Source organism: Roseibium marinum, assembly GCF_002906165.1.
Lineage (GTDB): Bacteria > Pseudomonadota > Alphaproteobacteria > Rhizobiales > Stappiaceae > Roseibium > Roseibium marinum.
The window spans coordinates 423,484-439,518 of record NZ_PPCN01000001.1; the positions used below are offsets into that span (position 1 = coordinate 423,484).

Here is a 16,035-nt window from a genome sequence, read left to right on the forward strand (position 1 = left end):
TGATAATAATCTGCCTCAAATGAAGTGCGCACCGTAGTGAGTTCGCGCCTTCGGACGTTTTTTTGAAAGGGCGGTTTGGTGCAAGTCAGCCAACGGTTTATAGGTGACCGGCGGGAGGGTTCCGGTCATCCGGAGTTTCATACTCCCGCGGGTTTCCACGCCTCCCTGCTGGAGGTGCTGCCGCACGCTGCCGCCTATGTCGCGCAGGACGGAAGCATTCTTGCGCGGAACGGCCGGCTTAAGGCGGTCTGCGCCGCCCTCGGCGTCGATGACGTCCCCGCCCGGCTGAGCGATCTGTTGTCCGCCGACAGCTGGAAGCGCTGCGAGACGGTTCTGGCGGCCGCCTTCAACGGTGTACCGTCCGAAGCGAGCGGCCGGATGTCCGTGAAGTCCGGCGCTGCCTTTTGCCGAAATGTGATCTGCACCTCCTTCCTGTCGCTTTCCCGGGACCGGAGGGCCGTTCTTGTCCAGTTCGACATGAGTGAAGCGCACCAGGAGGAGCCACAGGACGGCCCACGGGAAGGACAGCCGGAGAGAGCACGGGAGATGCCGGGGGAGGCACCGATGGGGCTCTCCGGCACCCGGACCGTTTCAGGCAGCGCGGCACTGAACAAGTGCCTGCTCGACCATTTTCCCGATGATGTTGTGGTTTTCAACGGCTCTGAAAGCATTGCGGAAAGGTCCGCCCTGCTGCTCGACGTCCTCGGCGGTGATTATGAGGCTGGTTTTCTGGCCGCCGCCCTGGAAGAGCTCAAAGGCCATCCGCCGCAAACGCTCTATATACCGCAGACCCCCAGTTTCGAACCGACCGCTTATGAAAACGACCGCAAGATGTGTGAAATCCGCCTGGTTCCGCTGCCCGGACAGGACGACGGCGACAGCGGTGCCGGCAAGACGATGGCGATCATCCGGCGGAATGTCGACTGTCCTCATGAGGCTGCGGAAAACAGGCGGCTGGCCTATCTGGACCCGCTCACGGGACTGGAAAACCGCAGGGCGTTTACCAAGGCGCTCAAGCGGGAACTGAAGCGCCTGGCCTCGGAGGCGGAAACGGGCCTTGCCGTTTTCTATATCGATCTGGACGAGTTCAAGAAGGTCAACGATCTCGGCGGTCATGACGTCGGCGACGACATGCTGCTGCGTGTGGCCGCCTGTCTGACACTGACCCTCGGGGAGTCCGGCACGGCGGCACGGATCGGCGGCGACGAATTTGCCGGGATGCTGCCGGTGGCGGACAAGGAGGTGGCGCTTCAGGTTGCCGAAGAGATTCTTGAGGGGTTCGACAGGATCCGGCTGGAGGTTCACGAACGGATTTTCACCATCGGCGGCTCCATAGGCGTTGCCTTTGTCGATGGCGGAAGGCCGTTGCGCGAGGTCGACGCCTCCGTGCTTCTGGGCCTGGCCGACCGGGCCTGCCTGCGCGGCAAGCGGTTCGGTGGCCAATCCGTCCAGATCCACAATGTGCATTCGGCCGACGATCAGGTGTGCGCCGCCGAATTGACCGCACTGCCGGAGCCGGGAAGCTTTCGCGCCAGCGAACTCACGCTCTATGCCATGCCGATCATGCATCTGAAAAAGGGCAGGATTTTCGGGTCGGAGGTGCTTTTGCGGCTGCAGGGCGAGCGGGCGGGCGAGCTGTCCTCGCGTGCCTGGATCGCCGCGGCGGAGAGGTCGGGGTTTATCGCCCAGGTGGATGCCTGGACTCTGGACAAGGTCCTGAACGCGGCGGACCGCCATCCGGCCAGGATGACCCTGACGATGAACGTCTCGGCGGATTCGGCGCGCGATCCGGGTTTCCGCGAGGGTTTCCATCAGCGTCTGTCGGCCAACCCGCTTCTGGCGTCGAAACTGTGTCTGGAAATTTCAGAAAAGGATTTCCTGCGCGAGCCGTCAACCGTGGAATCCTTCTTCAGATACGTGACGGATCTGGGCTGCCAGACGGCGATCGACGATTTTGCCGGGCACTGGCCGGTTCTGTCCCGGCTCACCGGGCTCCGCGTCGTATGGCTGAAACTGGAATCCGGTCTCACCCGGCAGGTGACCGCGTCGCCGGCGAAAGCGGCGATCCTCGCCGGACTTGTCAGGGCGGCGCATGAACTCGGCATCAAGGTTGCCGCAAAGCATGTCGAGACGGCCGAGGAGGCCGATCTGCTCCGCACGCTCGATATTGAAGCCGCGCAAGGCTATTTTTTCGGCAAGCCGGTGCCCTGGCCGGAAGGCTGATCCGGACATAAACGACGGCATCCCGGCCGCGCCCGACAGCCCCCATTCAAACTGTAAAATTTCAAGACATGATTGGCGCACCGAAACTGCGTCAAGATTGGGTCAACGGCTTGCGCTCAGGTCCGCATAGCCACGGGGGATCATCGCCCTCTTCATTGCCGGGACCATTTCTGATTGTCCTGCACAGACGCCCATTATCGACCTTCACTAACCCAGGGTACCACCACCCTGCATAAGACAACTTGAATGCTAAACTTCAGGAATAATTAGAACAGACAGCAGTGGGCTCTTCACTGCATATCTTCGGGCGCTGAAAGAAAGTTTATAATAGTATCAGAGTGGCTTAATATTAGGCTTATTTTGAATATTTATTGTGCAATTACGAGATTTGACAATAAAATTACAATAAGAAGTGCGGCCACAGACAACATCTTTTCCGAAAATTGAACCTACGCTCCAACGGTCGAATTTAGACAGCAGTCTTTCAGCCAGTATACGGAGCAGGAAATGAAAACCCCAGGATTTGCCAAGTCATCCAGTTTGGGAAGATCAGCAGTCGGCACTCTCTTTGCCGCGCAGCTTTTTGTCGCTGCATTCAGCGGCTCTCTTTTCGTCGACATCAATCAGGCGGAAGCCGAAACGGCCATGCCGGCAGCCTGTGCGGACCTGCAGGCCAAATACCCTTCCCTGAAGGGCAAGACACTGGTCAACGCGGTGAACCCGCATACACCCGGTTATGAATCTCTCGACCCAAACGATCCGACCAAAATCATCGGTTTCGACATTGATCTCGGCGAAGCGCTCGGCGATTGCCTTGGTTTCGACCTTACATACAAGTCCGTCACCTTCGCAGCTCTTCTGACCACACTGCAGGCCGGTCAGGCCGACATCGTGATTTCAGATATTTACGCAACCGTCGACCGTGCAAAGGCCGCCGACTTTATCACCTATCTGAAGGTATTCGATGGCGTTCTTGTCGCCAAGGGCAATCCCAAAGGCATTACCGGCATCAACACGAGCATGTGCGGAACGGTCGCTGCAGAAAATACAGGTTACGTTGAAGTTCCACTGATTGAGGCACTGGCCGCAGAATGTGAAGCCCTCGGCAAGCCTGCGCCGGAAATCCAACTTTACGACAACAATGCCAACTGCATTCAGGCGATCCTGTCTGGCCGCGCTGACACCTATGTCAATGACGTGAACACCGTCGACGGCGCTGTAAAAGCCTACCCTGACCAACTGGAAAAGGCGACCGCAGTCACCCTGCCTTACTCAGTTGGCATAGCGGTCCCCCGCGACAACCTGGAATTCCGCGATGCCATCATGGCCGCGCTGACAGAGATCCAGAAATCCGGCCTTCAGCTTGAGCTGATGGCGAAATGGAACCTGCCCGCAGAGCAGCTCGAAGCGCCGAAACTGGTGCTGGCCGAGTAATCAAGTCTGGTGATCCGGCTGAACGGGCGGATCACCTCACCCTTCCGCAAAGAGCGCAGGACTCCATGGATCTCTTTTTACATTATGTCAGCCAGCCATATCTGTTGACGGGCATTCTTTACACCGTACTCATCACCGTGTTCGGACTGGCCGGCGGAGCGGTGATGGGGATCGTGCTTGCCGGAATGCAGCTCAGCCGGTTCCGCGCTCTGGCTGTTTTCGCACGCATCTACGCGGTCATCTTCCGTGGGACGCCGCTGATATTGCAGATGATTTTCTGCTACAATGCGCTGCCGATGATTGGCATCAAGTTGACGGCCGTCGAAGCTGCCTGCCTGGCGCTCGCTCTCAACGAAGCGCCGTTCATCGCCGAGATCATCCGAGGCAATATTATCGGCGTCGACCGCGGTCAGACCAGCGCAGGACAGGCGCTCGGCATGACACCGATTGTCACCATGATCCGCGTTGTCATCCCCCAGGCCTTTCGTTCGATGGTTCCGGCCCTTGGTAACGAAGCCGTCAGCGCGCTGAAGAATTCGTCTCTCGCCTCGGTGGTCTCGGTTCAGGAACTCACGCTGCGCAGTACCCAGCTTGCCTCGGCAACATTCGATTTTTTCTCAATCTTCTTTGCCTCGGGCCTGATGTATCTCGTGCTGGCCGGCACAATCGCGATCATTCAGATCGTCGTCGAGATCATGCTGGATCTGGACCACCCGGAGCCAGGCGCCCGCTTCGCCCGGCTGTTGCCATGGTATCGCAGGCCGATACCCGCGGCCGGCGTGGAAGAGAAAGAAGAAGCGCCCGTCTGGACGCCGCTTCCCCCTGAAACGCCAAAAGCCGCCCACCCGATCAACCGCCAAAAGCGCGCGCAGGCCATCGCCGCCAGCCGCCCGGCCGTGGAAATCGAAAATCTCAAGAAAAGCTACGATGGCCGCATTGTGCTTGACGGGCTCGATCTCACCGTTCGCCTCGGCGAAGTCGTGGCTCTGCTCGGCCCCAGCGGATCCGGCAAAAGCACGTTGCTGCGCTGTATCAACCGTCTTGAACCGTGGGACAGCGGCACCATCCGCGTGACCGGCCGCCAACTCGGTGTAGACGAATACGGTCGTGCCCTGTCTCCCCGTTCAATCGCCAATGCGCGTGCTGCGGTCGGTGTCGGCATGGTCTTTCAGAACTTCAATCTCTTCGCTCACATGACCGCACGGGAGAATATTGCCGGCCCCTTGCGCTGGGTTCAACGTGTGTCCGCCAAGGAAGCCGGCCGGCAAGCGGATGAACTGCTGGAACGCGTGGGGCTTGCTCACCGGGCCGATGCCCTTCCCCGCCACATGTCCGGCGGCCAGCAGCAACGGGTCGCGATCGCCCGTGCACTCGCGCCCAACCCCGCGGTCCTGCTGCTTGACGAGCCAACCTCCGCCCTGGATCCGGAACTGGTCAATGAAGTGCTGGAAGTCATCCGTCGCCTCGCCGTTGAAGACGGCCTGACCATGCTGATTTCGACGCACCAGATCAGCTTTGCGAAAGACGTCGCCGACCGGGCCATCTTCCTGGCGGACGGATCGATTGTTGAAGAAGGCCCGGCGCAGGAAATGTTGACCCGACCCGGTAATCCACGCACGCGCCAGTTCCTGCAGGTCATGAAGGACGATTCCACCCAGCTCGCCTGACCTCTTCACTTCAAGCTGCCAGACACCAGACCAGCCAGACACCAGACCAGCCATCGCCGGCCGCTTCCCCCTCTTTGCATGCCAGCCAGTCGTGGCACGATTTTTTGGAGAAACTGATGAAACACCACAACCTCCCCGTATCGCCTGAAACCGTCCACTGGGGTTATTTCAGCAAAGCGGTGCAGCCGGCCATCACGGTCAGATCGGGAGACCGGGCAACCATCGAAACACTGACCCACCACGCAAACGACGATTATGAGCGCATGATTCAGGGCGATCCTGCGGCCGAAGCCATCTTCCATTGGACGAAAGAACAGAAAACGATATCCCGCCGCGGATCCGGTCCAACGGAAGGCCCGTTCAAACTCGGTGCGGGAGAGGGAATTGGCGTTCACCTGATGACAGGACCGGTGGCCGTGGAAGGCGCGGAACCTGGAGATGTGCTCGAGGTTCGGATCCTTGATGTCCGCCCCCGTCCGAGCCAGAGCGCCTGCTATTGCGGACGCTGTTTCGGCTCCAATGCCGCCGCTTCCTGGGGTTTTCACTATCATGACCTGATCGAAGAACCCAAACCGCGCGAAGTCGTGACGATCTTTGAACTCGATACGGCAGGCGAGCCTTATGCAAAGGCGGTCTACAACTACGTATGGACCCCGCAAACGGATCCGGACGGCATCATCCACTCAACGATTGATTATCCGGGTGTACGGGTCGATCACAATCTGGTCACCAAGCGGGAAAACATCCTTCAGGACATAAGGGTGCCTGCGCGCCTTCATTTCGGCACCATGGGTCTTGCCCCGTCCGAAGAAGACTTCGTCAGTTCCATTCCCCCATCCTACAGCGGCGGCAACATTGACGACTGGCGCATCGGTCGTGGCGCGCGCATGTACTATCCGGTCGCCGTGGATGGCGCTTACTTCTCGGTCGGCGATCCCCATGCAGCTCAGGGCGACAGCGAACTTGGCGGGACCGCGATTGAAACCTCATTGACTGGGGATTTCGAATTCATCCTTCACAAGAAGAATGATCTGGGCGGAACCGTGCTCGAGGGGCTCGATCACCCGATGCTGGAAACCGACGAGCAATGGTCCGTTTACGGTTTTACCTATCCCAACTACCTTGAAGCCCTGGGCAAGGATGCTCAAACGACCATTGCCCATCATTCCAGCGTCGACAAGGCAATGCGCGATGCTTTCCGCAAGATGCGCCGGTTCCTGATGACCGCCCACAACATGAGTGAAGACGAAGCAATTGCGCTGATGTCCGTTGCCGCGGATTTCGGCGTCACTCAAGTCGTTGACGCCAACTGGGGAGTGCATGGCTCGATCCGGAAGAACATCTTCAAATGTTATTGAGGACAGGGATGGCATTCCTCTCTTCGCAGGTGCAATATCAAACGGTCGGCGCCTTCTCGATGCCGACCGGCGCCGTGGAACAAGGAATGAACATCAAGCAGTTTATCAGTGAATCCTATCCGCAGGATGCGCGAGGAGATGCCTGGAGCGAATTGCTTGCGGGATTGCATTTGCGTTCGAATTCGCAAAACGAAAACTTCGCTTCGTTTGCCGTCGCCGCAGTTCGGGGGCAACCAGACGGCATCCTCATCGGCCATCTGGTTGCAGACGCTCAAACCCTGACCCCGATTTCACAGAGGGACCGTACGCTGATTGCCCTGATCTCTCTTGATGAAGAAATCGAGATCACGGCAGAAAACGTCAACTTGACGGTAGCCCCGAACGAACTCGCCATTTTACCCACGGACAAGTCCTGGGAAACCTGCTTGCCGAGAAACACGCGCCTCGTTGTCGTCTGCATGTCGGAAACGGCCCTTCAGGCCCAACGTTTCGGTTTGTCGCCAGTCGTGACACCGCTGCTGTTTCCGGCCAGGGGACTGGCCAGTGTCTTCATCCGCTCCGTGGCCAGTGCGGCAGATGAGCTCGACACCCTGACCTCTTTGGAGTGGCAATCCGTGGAACAGGTCATAGCGGACCTCTATCTGACCATGATTGTCTCCGCCGTGCCGTCCGAGACCGGCGTCAACTCAACTCAAGCCGCCCTGTTCAGCCGGCTCGCCCTGTCAATCGAACACCACCTCTCCGATCCTGACCTGTCCGCCGGTCGCGTCGCACGGCAAGAAGGGATCTCCGAACGCTACCTTCAAAAGCTGTTTGAACAGAATGGCGAGAGCTTTACCCATTACCTGCGCGAACGCCGCCTCCAAAGGGCCAGGATGGCGCTTGTTGCGCCGGATGAGTTGCGGATGCCCGTGGCCGAAGTTGCCTACAGTTGCGGTTTTTCGGATGCCGCTAATTTCAACCGCCTGTTCAAGGAACGGTTCGGGTTGCCGCCCGGCGCCTTTCGCACGCATCACGTAAAAAACCTTACGGAAACGGCCAGCGCAGAACAGCGCGGCTGGCCGCTCAAAGCCCTCAACAACCGAAAGGCGAAAAAGCGCAGCGCGATTGACGGCGCCGCTTCGGAAGTCTCCCAGCTGAAAGACAGCCGTGAGGCCGATGGCACTCATCACCACCTGTCCGCAAGTGCAAAGACGGTTCACTGGGGTTATTTCAGCCGGTCGTTGCCGCCTGTCCTGGAAATTTCCTCCGGGGATACCGTTGAAATCGAAACACTGACCCAACACGCTTCAGATGCTCCGGATCTCATGATCAAGGGAGATTCGGCCGCCGAAGATATTTTCTACTGGGATGGTGAAACGAAACATGTTGATCGCCGCGGCGCCGGCCCGATCGATGCCTCGATCTTTGGTCGCGGCGCTGGTGAAGGCTTTGGCGTTCATGTCTGCACCGGGCCGATATTCGTCAACGGCGCGGAACCGGGCGATGTTCTTGAAGTGCGCATCGACGACATGATACCGCGTTCAAGTCGCAATCCGGAATACGACGGAAGGTATTTCGGTAGCTCGGTCTCTGCATGGTGGGGCTATCAATACGGCGAACTGCTGCAGGAACCGAAGCCGCGGGAAAATGTCGTGATCTTCGAGATTTTTCCCGATGATGACGGCTTCGGATACGCAAAGGCTCATTATTCGTACCGCTGGCAAACCCAGACAGATCCTTTTGGCGTCGAACACAAGACCTACGATTACCCGGGCGTGCCTGTTGATCCGGCAAAAATTCAGCCGCTGCTTCCGGCCATGCACGACCTGCGCATTCCCCTGCGTCCCCATTTCGGTGTGATCGCGGTTGCGCCGCGCGAGGCAGACCCGGTGGATTCGGTGCCGCCGGCCTATTTCGGCGGCAACATTGACAACTGGCGCCTGGGCAAGGGGGCATCGGTCTACCTGCCCGTATCGGTACCGGGCGCGCTCCTGTCGATCGGCGACCCCCATGCAGCGCAAGGCGATGGCGAGGTTTCCGGAACCGCCATCGAGTGCTCCATGACCGGGCGCATCACCGTGACCGTACACAAGAAGGGCGGGCGGTTTTCCGATCTCACCTATCCGTTGATCGAAACGCCGGAGGAATGGATCCTCACCGGGTTCAGCCATCCCAACTACCTCGCGGAATTCGGTCCCAAGGGGCAGGGAGAGGTTTACATGCAGTCTTCCCTGGACCTGGCAATGAAGGACACGTTCCGCAAAACTCGCCGGTTTCTCATGGGCGCATATGGATTGAACGAAGACGATGCCATCACGCTCATGAGTGCAGCAGTTGATTTTGGCGTCACTCAGGTCGTGGACGGAAACTGGGGTGTCCACGCCATTCTAAGGAAGTCGATTTTCTCGGAATAGCTGGAATGTTTCGCGTATGCGCTCGCTGAATACAGCCAGCGGGCGTTTTCCAAGTTTAAACGCGGAAGTGCTTCCCGGAAATTCCGGCCCGGGGCGATCCCAAGACGGGCAGCACTTCAAGTTGGGACCAGACTAACCTCAAAACGCGGAGTTTTCAGAGGGGCACGTCAGTCCATGCCAAGTCATCGCTTAGCGAAATTTTATGCGCTCGGCGAAATGATATATGCTTCCCTACAGTCGGTCAGATATCGAGATTGGCCACCGAGAGGGCGTTGTCCTGAATGAACTCGCGGCGCGGCTCCACCTCATCGCCCATCAGCTTGGTGAAGATGTCGTCGGCGTCGTCTGCCTCGCGCACCTTCACCTGCAACAGCGAACGGACATTCGGATCGAGCGTGGTTTCCCACAGCTGCTCCGGGTTCATCTCGCCAAGGCCCTTGTAGCGCTGCAGGGAGATACCCTTCTGGCCGAAGGCATAGACCTGTTGAAGCAGGGCTCTGGGGCCGCGTATTTCGCTCGAGCTGTCCTTGCGGCGCAGAACGGCGGCTTTGCCGTAAATCTCGCTCAGGTGGTTCGCATGCGCCGCCAGGTGGCGGGCATCGGCCGAACCGAGCAGTGCCGCGTCGATGGTCGCCGTTTCCTCGACGCCGCGGACGGTGCGCTTGAAGACAAGGCTGCCGTCCTCCAGCGCTTCTCCGCTCCAGCCGCGTTCGAACTCGTCCGCCAGAATGTCCAGGCGGCGGGCAATATAGGCCGCCGCTTCTTCCGCCTTGGCGGTGTCTTCCAGGATCTCGGGAGTAAGTGCGCTGGCGATCGCCGCCTGTTCCACGACGTCGCGATTGTAGCGCGAATGCAGGCCGTCGAAGATATCGGAGATCTTGCGCGCGGTCTCCAGCACGGACAGCAGGTCGTGGCCGGTGCGCACCTCGCCGCCGGCAAGGGTCAGCGAGGCCTCGTCCAGACCTTGGGCGATGAGATAATTCTCCAGCGCCAACTGGTCTTTCAGATACTGCTCCGACTGGCCGCGCTTGACCTTGTAGAGCGGCGGCTGGGCGATATAGATATAACCGTTTTCGATCAGATCGGGCATCTGGCGGAAGAAGAAGGTCAGAAGCAGGGTGCGGATGTGGGCGCCATCGACGTCAGCATCGGTCATGATGATGATCTTGTGGTAGCGCAGCTTCTCGATGTTGAATTCTTCCTTGCCGATACCGGTGCCGAGCGCGGTGATCAGGGTGCCGATCTCGTTGGAGGACAGCATCTTGTCGAAGCGCGCCCGTTCCACGTTGAGGATTTTGCCGCGCAGCGGAAGGACAGCCTGATTTTCCCGGTGGCGGCCCTGCTTCGCGGACCCGCCTGCGGAATCGCCCTCCACCAGGAAGAGTTCGGCTTTCGAGGCGTCCCGTTCCTGGCAGTCGGCCAGCTTGCCGGGAAGCGAAGCGATGTCGAGCGCGCCCTTGCGCCGGGTGAGTTCGCGGGCCTTGCGGGCTGCCTCGCGGGCGGAGGCGGCCTCGACCACTTTGGAAACGAGTATCTTGGCGGGGGCCGGGTTTTCCTCCAGCCATTCACCGAGCATCTGCGCAACCAGATTTTCGACAACCGGCCGGACCTCGGAAGACACAAGTTTTTCCTTGGTCTGGGAGGAGAATTTCGGATCCGGCACCTTGACGGACAGGACGCAGGTGAGGCCTTCGCGGCAATCATCGCCGGTGAGCGATACCTTTTCGCGTTTCATCAGGCCCGTCGCCTCGGCGTAACCGGTGACCTGACGCGTCAGGGCCCCCCGGAAGCCGGCAAGGTGCGTGCCGCCGTCGCGTTGCGGAATGTTGTTTGTGAAACAAAGAACATGTTCGTGATAGCTGTCGTTCCACCACATGGCCGCTTCGACGGTGATGCCGTCGCGCTCCGCCTTCATGTTGATCGGGGTTTCGATCAGGGGATGCTTGGCCCGGTCCAGATAGCGGACGAAGGCTTCCAGGCCTCCCTCGTAATAAAGCTCCTCGACCTTTGTTTCCACGCCGCGCTTGTCGCTCAGGATGATCCGGACGCCCGAATTGAGGAAGGCGAGCTCACGCAGCCTGTGTTCCACCGTGCCGAAGTCGAATTCGATCCGGGTGAAGGTTTCCGGCGACGGCAGGAAGGTGACTTCCGTGCCTTTCTTGCCGTCGGCGGGGCCGACAACCTCCAGGGGGGCCTGGACTTCGCCATGGGCGAAGGTCATGAAGTGTTCCTTGCCGTTGCGCCAGATGCGCAGATCCAGCCTGGTGGACAGGGCATTCACCACCGAGACGCCGACACCGTGAAGTCCGCCGGATACCTTGTAGGAATTCTGGTCGAACTTACCGCCGGCGTGCAACTGGGTCATGATGACCTCCGCCGCGGAGACGCCTTCTTCCGTGTGGATGTCCGTGGGAATGCCGCGCCCGTTATCGGTCACGGTCACCGAGCCGTCCGGATTAAGGGTCACCGTCACATGGTCCGCATGGCCGGCAAGCGCCTCGTCGATGGCATTGTCCACCACCTCGTAGATCATGTGATGCAGCCCGGAGCCGTCATCGGTGTCGCCGATATACATGCCGGGCCGTTTGCGCACGGCATCCAGGCCCTTCAGAACCTTGATGCTGTCCGCGCCGTAGTCGGCGCCGTTGTCGGTTTCCGGGGTCGGAATGGGCTCAGGCGTGGACGTGTCGCTCATGCGAATCAATCACCAATCAGTTTATTTTTATCCCCCCGTTATACGGGGTTCCGGCAGGGGTTCAACCGCGCGCGTTCCATAGGCAAGCCAGCAAAGGGATTATGGTGGAAAACCATAAGAATCAGGCGGATTTAAGGGGCCTTTCCCGCACGGATCAAACTGCCGGCTCCTTCCCGGATTTCGAATATTTCCGCCTCTCGCGGCAAAGCCTCGAAAAGCGCCTCGTCCGTACCCGTCATGAATACCTGAACGCCGAGCGAATTCAGCTTGACGAACAGCGCCTCCCGGCGGTCCGGATCGAGATGGGCCGCCACTTCATCCAGCAGCAGCACGGGCGTCATGCCGGAGAGTTTCGCGGTCAGTTCCGCGTGGGCCAGGATAAGCCCGATCAGGAGCGCCTTCTGCTCGCCGGTCGAGGACTGTGCGGCCGGCATGTTCTTCGCCGCGTGCAGAACTTTCAGATCGCTCAGATGCGGTCCGTTCAGCGTTCGCCCCGCGGCGCGGTCGCGCGCGCGCCCTTCCCGCAGCATTCGCCGGTAGACATCCTCGCGGTCAGCGGCCCTGAGGCCGATCGTTTCGGCCTCGAATGCCCCTTCAAGCGCGACGGAGGCGTGCGGAAAGGGCAGGGCCTCGCCCGCCTGCCCGGAGATCATCCGGCCAAGCAGGCCGACGGTCTCTCCCCTGGCGATGGACACCGCCGTGCCGAGTTCGGCAACCTGCTGCTCCAGGGCGCCGAGAAAGGAATCGGACCCGCCCTGGTCGAGAAGGCGGTTGCGCTGACGCAAGGCGGTTTCGAAGTCGCCGACCCGGCGCCCGTGGGACGGATCGATGGCCAGGGTCAGCCTGTCGAGAAAGCGGCGCCGGTCGGAGCCGGGCCCGGTGAACAGGCCGTCCATGGCCGGCACGAGCCACAACACCCGCATGTAGTCGAGCAGGCTTTCGGAGCCGCGCACTTCCGCCCCGTCGATGCGCACCTTGCGCCCGGTGGTTCCGGCAACGAGCCCGGTTCCGATCCGGGTCTCCATCCCGTCGAGCAGCACGCTGGCGGCAACGCTCCAGCTGCCGTCGCCACCCAGCCGGGCAATGTCGCCGAGCGCGGCCCGGCGCAGTCCGCGGCCGGCGGTCAGAAACGAAATCGCTTCGAGGATATTGGTCTTGCCGGCGCCGTTGGGGCCCACGAGGGCGATCAGTTTCGCGCCGAGCGGCAGCGCCAGGGTGGCGTAGTTGCGGAAGCCGGTCAGGGACAGACGGGTCAGCTGCGCCGTCCTGAACTCTGTCATGAACCCACTTCCGCTTTTGAGCCTTCTGTGTTCAAGGCTCCGGTCGTCAGACCCGCATCGGCATCAGGACAAACAGGCAGTCGTCGACCGTGCTGTCCTGAATGAGTGTCGGCGATCCGGAATCCGCCAGCCGGAACAGGGCGGTGTCGCTGCCGAGCTGGTTGGCGATGTCGAGCAGGTAACGGGAGTTGAAACCGATTTCCAGCGGCTCGGCGTCAAATTCGACGGCCAGTTCTTCCGTTGCGCTGCCGGAATCGGGATTGTTGACGGTCAGGACCAGCCTGCCTTCGCTCAGCGCGAGTTTCACGGCGCGGCCGCGTTCGGAGGAGATCGTCGAGACGCGGTCCACGGCTTCCTTGAACTCGTCCCGGTCGACGCGCATTTCCTTGTCGTTGCCTTGCGGGATCACCCGGCCATAGTCGGGGAAGGTGCCGTCGATCAGTTTTGACGTCAGCACCACGGATCCGGTGGTGATCCGGATCTTGGTATCCGACAGTTCGATCTGCACATTGGCTTCCGGGTCTTCCAGGAGTTTCTGCATCTCGCCGACGGTCTTGCGCGGCACGATGATGCCCGGCATGCCGGCGGACCCGGAGGGAGCGGGCACTTCGGCCTGCGCCAGACGGTGACCGTCGGTGGCCACGGCGCGGAACTGCGGGCCGCCCGGCGTGTCCACCGTGTGCAGGTAGATGCCGTTCAGATAGTAGCGCGTCTCTTCCGTGGAGATGGCAAACTGCGTCGTGTCGATCAGCTTGCGGATATCGGCCGCGGACAGGGAGAAGCCGTGGCTGAAGTCGCCGGCGGTCAGGTCGGGGAAATCCGTCTCCGGCAGGATCTGCAGAGTGAATCTCGAGCGCCCGGCGCGGATCTCCAGCGTGGCGTTGTCACTTGTCGTTTCCAGGACCACCTGGGAGCCTTCGGGCAGTTTGCGCACGATCTCGTAGAACATGTGTGCCGGAACCGTGGTGGCTCCCGGCATTTCGATCATGGCGGGCACGGATTCGACGATTTCCAGGTCGAGATCCGTAGCCTTGAGGTTTATCGCACCGCCATCCGCGCGCAACAGGACGTTGGACAGGATGGGAATGGTATTCCGGCGCTCGACCACCCGGTGAACATGGGTCAAGGACTTGAGGAGGTCGGTCCGCTCGAGGGTCGCTTTCATACACTCGTTCCGTACTCGTGAAACGCCGGGCAGGGCTGCCTGGCAAAACTGGACAATTGGGCTCCGGTTGGGAGCGGGGTGGAAGACACTGCCCTTAACCGGGTTCAAAAGCAAGGGGCCGTCCGGTCCGAACGCCCCCTATTTTGGTGGAATATCAGGCATTCAAAATCTGAAACCGGTCGGCTTCTCGGCTTTCCCGCGCGCTCGCATGAAAACAGGTTAATCCAGACTGTCCCGCGTTCGCAAGAGCGCGGTCAGGTTGCCCGTTTCAAGGTATTCGGGCAACCTGTCTGCGTACTGCCGGCCTAGGCGTCGAGCATGCGTTTCAGCAGCTCGAGTTCCTGCGCAAGAGCGTAGTCCCCCCGGGCCAGTTCCTCGATTTTCCGCACCGCGTGCAAAACTGTGGTGTGGTCCCTGTTGCCGAACCGGCGGCCGATTTCCGGCAGCGAGCGCGGCGTCATCACCTTGGCGAGGTACATGGCAATCTGACGCGGGCGGACGATGGTCCGGGTTCTGCGTGCCGACAGCAGGTCCGCCTTGGTGACGTTATAGTGCTTGGAGACCACCCGTTGGATGTCCTCGATTTTCACCCGGCGCGGTTCGCTGGAACGGACCAGATCGCGAAGGGTCAACTCCGCCATTTCCTGGGTGATCGGCTGGTTGGTCAGCTGATTGTGGGCGATCAGTCGGTTCAGGGCGCCTTCCAGGTCGCGGCCGGAGGAGGCGACGTGACGGGCCACATAGTCAAGGACGCCTTCCGGCACCTCGAATTGCGGATAGGTTTTGCGGGCGGCTGCCACGCGCGAGTTCAAGATGCTGCGGCGCAGGACGAAATCCGGCTCCTGTATGCCCACCACGAGGCCGCCGGAAAGACGGGAACGGACCCGGTCGTCCAGAGTATCCAGTTCCGAGGGAGCGCGGTCAGCTGCAACGATCACCTGGCGTGCGCCGTCGATCAGGGCATTGAGGGTATGGCAGAACTCCTGCTGAACCTGTTTGCCGTGCAGGAACTGCATGTCATCGATCAAGAGCAGGTCGATGGTACGCAAGGTGTCCTTGAAGGCCAGCGCCGACTGGGACTTCAGGGCCGCGACAAATTTGTACATGAAGTGCTCGGCGGTCAGGTAGAGCACCTTCCGGCCGCCTGCCCGTGCCTTCGCGGCGACAGCCTGCATCAGATGGGTTTTGCCGAGACCGACGGCGGCATGCATGTAAAGCGGGTTGAAGGTGACTGATCCGCCCGAGGCAACCTGCCGGGCCGCGGCCAGCGCAAGATTGTTGGATTCACCCTCGACAAAGGTGTCGAACGTATATTTCGGATCGAGCGAGGCTCCCTGCAGGACGTCGCGAGGCGTGTCGGCGCCTGTGTCGCCGCGGCCCAGGGCCGCGGTCGCCGCTTGTGCACGGGTCACCTGGGAGGCTTCCGCCAGCCCATCGGCCGCCGCCGGTTTTGAACCGGACGACAGGGCAAGGTTCGGCTGGGATACCGGCGCCTGACGGGGCCGGATGGCCCCGCGGACCGTCAGCTCGATGCGGTGCACATTATCGCATTCACGCTGCCACAGTCCCATCAGCTGATCGTTGTAATTATTCTGGATCCACTGTTTGAGAAATCGGGTGGGAACGGACAAGCGCACAGTGCCGTCCTGATGTTCCTCCAGATCTACGCGTGCAAACCAGCTGGTAAAGACGTCATCGCCCAATTGCGCACGAAGATGTTTCTTAACGCGCTTCCATTGTTCCGAGCCGCCTGCCTCCTGAACCTGCATGTTATCTGCCTCCTGTATTCGGTGAAGAACCGTCCGCCACAGCCGTTC

At 60.4% G+C, this 16,035-nt stretch carries 9 protein-coding genes; 5 read left to right on the forward strand and 4 right to left on the reverse strand.

Features of this window, described 5'->3' with window-relative positions; translation table 11 throughout:
- Window positions 1-78: 78 nt before the first annotated feature.
- The 5 genes from CLV41_RS02025 (at window position 79) to CLV41_RS02045 (ending at window position 9,078) form a co-directional block, all read left to right on the forward strand.
- The gene (locus tag CLV41_RS02025; protein WP_208987226.1) at window positions 79-2,223 is read left to right on the forward strand and encodes a GGDEF and EAL domain-containing protein; all 2,145 of its coding nucleotides are present in this window, start codon (window positions 79-81) and stop codon (window positions 2,221-2,223) included.
- 507 nt (window positions 2,224-2,730) lie between these two features.
- A complete protein-coding gene (locus tag CLV41_RS02030) occupies window positions 2,731-3,657 on the forward strand; it encodes an ABC transporter substrate-binding protein (RefSeq protein WP_103220603.1) in 927 nt (308 codons plus the stop codon).
- A gap of 65 nt (window positions 3,658-3,722) precedes the next feature.
- Window positions 3,723-5,324, forward strand: a complete 1,602-nt coding sequence (locus CLV41_RS02035) for an amino acid ABC transporter permease/ATP-binding protein (protein WP_103220604.1) — start codon at window positions 3,723-3,725, stop codon at window positions 5,322-5,324.
- A gap of 116 nt (window positions 5,325-5,440) precedes the next feature.
- Window positions 5,441-6,682 carry an acetamidase/formamidase family protein gene (locus CLV41_RS02040; RefSeq protein ID WP_103220605.1) on the forward strand — a complete coding sequence of 414 codons (1,242 nt, stop codon included), beginning with the start codon at window positions 5,441-5,443 and terminating at the stop codon, window positions 6,680-6,682.
- A gap of 86 nt (window positions 6,683-6,768) precedes the next feature.
- Window positions 6,769-9,078, forward strand: coding sequence for an acetamidase/formamidase family protein (locus CLV41_RS02045; protein ID WP_103221479.1), 2,310 nt, complete (start codon window positions 6,769-6,771; stop codon window positions 9,076-9,078).
- Window positions 9,079-9,319: 241 nt separating this feature from the next.
- On the opposite strand, the gene gyrB is transcribed toward CLV41_RS02045, so the two are convergent.
- From gyrB to dnaA, 4 genes are all read right to left on the reverse strand, one after another.
- On the reverse strand, window positions 9,320-11,773 hold the full coding sequence (gyrB, locus tag CLV41_RS02050) for a DNA topoisomerase (ATP-hydrolyzing) subunit B (RefSeq protein WP_103220606.1): 2,454 nt from the start codon (window positions 11,771-11,773) through the stop codon (window positions 9,320-9,322).
- Window positions 11,774-11,904: 131 nt separating this feature from the next.
- Window positions 11,905-13,053 carry a DNA replication/repair protein RecF gene (recF, locus tag CLV41_RS02055; RefSeq protein WP_103220607.1) on the reverse strand — a complete coding sequence of 383 codons (1,149 nt, stop codon included), beginning with the start codon at window positions 13,051-13,053 and terminating at the stop codon, window positions 11,905-11,907.
- Between the two features lie 46 nt (window positions 13,054-13,099).
- Window positions 13,100-14,218: a DNA polymerase III subunit beta gene (gene dnaN, locus CLV41_RS02060; protein WP_103220608.1), complete on the reverse strand. Its 1,119-nt coding sequence runs from the start codon at window positions 14,216-14,218 to the stop codon at window positions 13,100-13,102.
- Between the two features lie 305 nt (window positions 14,219-14,523).
- Window positions 14,524-15,987 carry a chromosomal replication initiator protein DnaA gene (dnaA, locus tag CLV41_RS02065; RefSeq protein WP_103220609.1) on the reverse strand — a complete coding sequence of 488 codons (1,464 nt, stop codon included), beginning with the start codon at window positions 15,985-15,987 and terminating at the stop codon, window positions 14,524-14,526.
- Window positions 15,988-16,035: the final 48 nt, after the last annotated feature.

Excerpts from the sequence above, each read along its gene's own strand:
- CLV41_RS02030 (WP_103220603.1), top strand. The coding sequence starts at position 2,731 with ATGAAAACCCCAGGATTTGCCAAGTCATCCAGTTTGGGAAGATCAGCA.
- CLV41_RS02035 (WP_103220604.1), top strand. The coding sequence starts at position 3,723 with ATGGATCTCTTTTTACATTATGTCAGCCAGCCATATCTGTTGACGGGC.
- CLV41_RS02040 (WP_103220605.1), top strand. The coding sequence starts at position 5,441 with ATGAAACACCACAACCTCCCCGTATCGCCTGAAACCGTCCACTGGGGT.
- CLV41_RS02045 (WP_103221479.1), top strand. The coding sequence starts at position 6,769 with ATGAACATCAAGCAGTTTATCAGTGAATCCTATCCGCAGGATGCGCGA.
- gyrB (WP_103220606.1), bottom strand. The coding sequence starts at position 11,773 with ATGAGCGACACGTCCACGCCTGAGCCCATTCCGACCCCGGAAACCGAC.
- recF (WP_103220607.1), bottom strand. The coding sequence starts at position 13,053 with ATGACAGAGTTCAGGACGGCGCAGCTGACCCGTCTGTCCCTGACCGGC.
- dnaN (WP_103220608.1), bottom strand. The coding sequence starts at position 14,218 with ATGAAAGCGACCCTCGAGCGGACCGACCTCCTCAAGTCCTTGACCCAT.
- dnaA (WP_103220609.1), bottom strand. The coding sequence starts at position 15,987 with ATGCAGGTTCAGGAGGCAGGCGGCTCGGAACAATGGAAGCGCGTTAAG.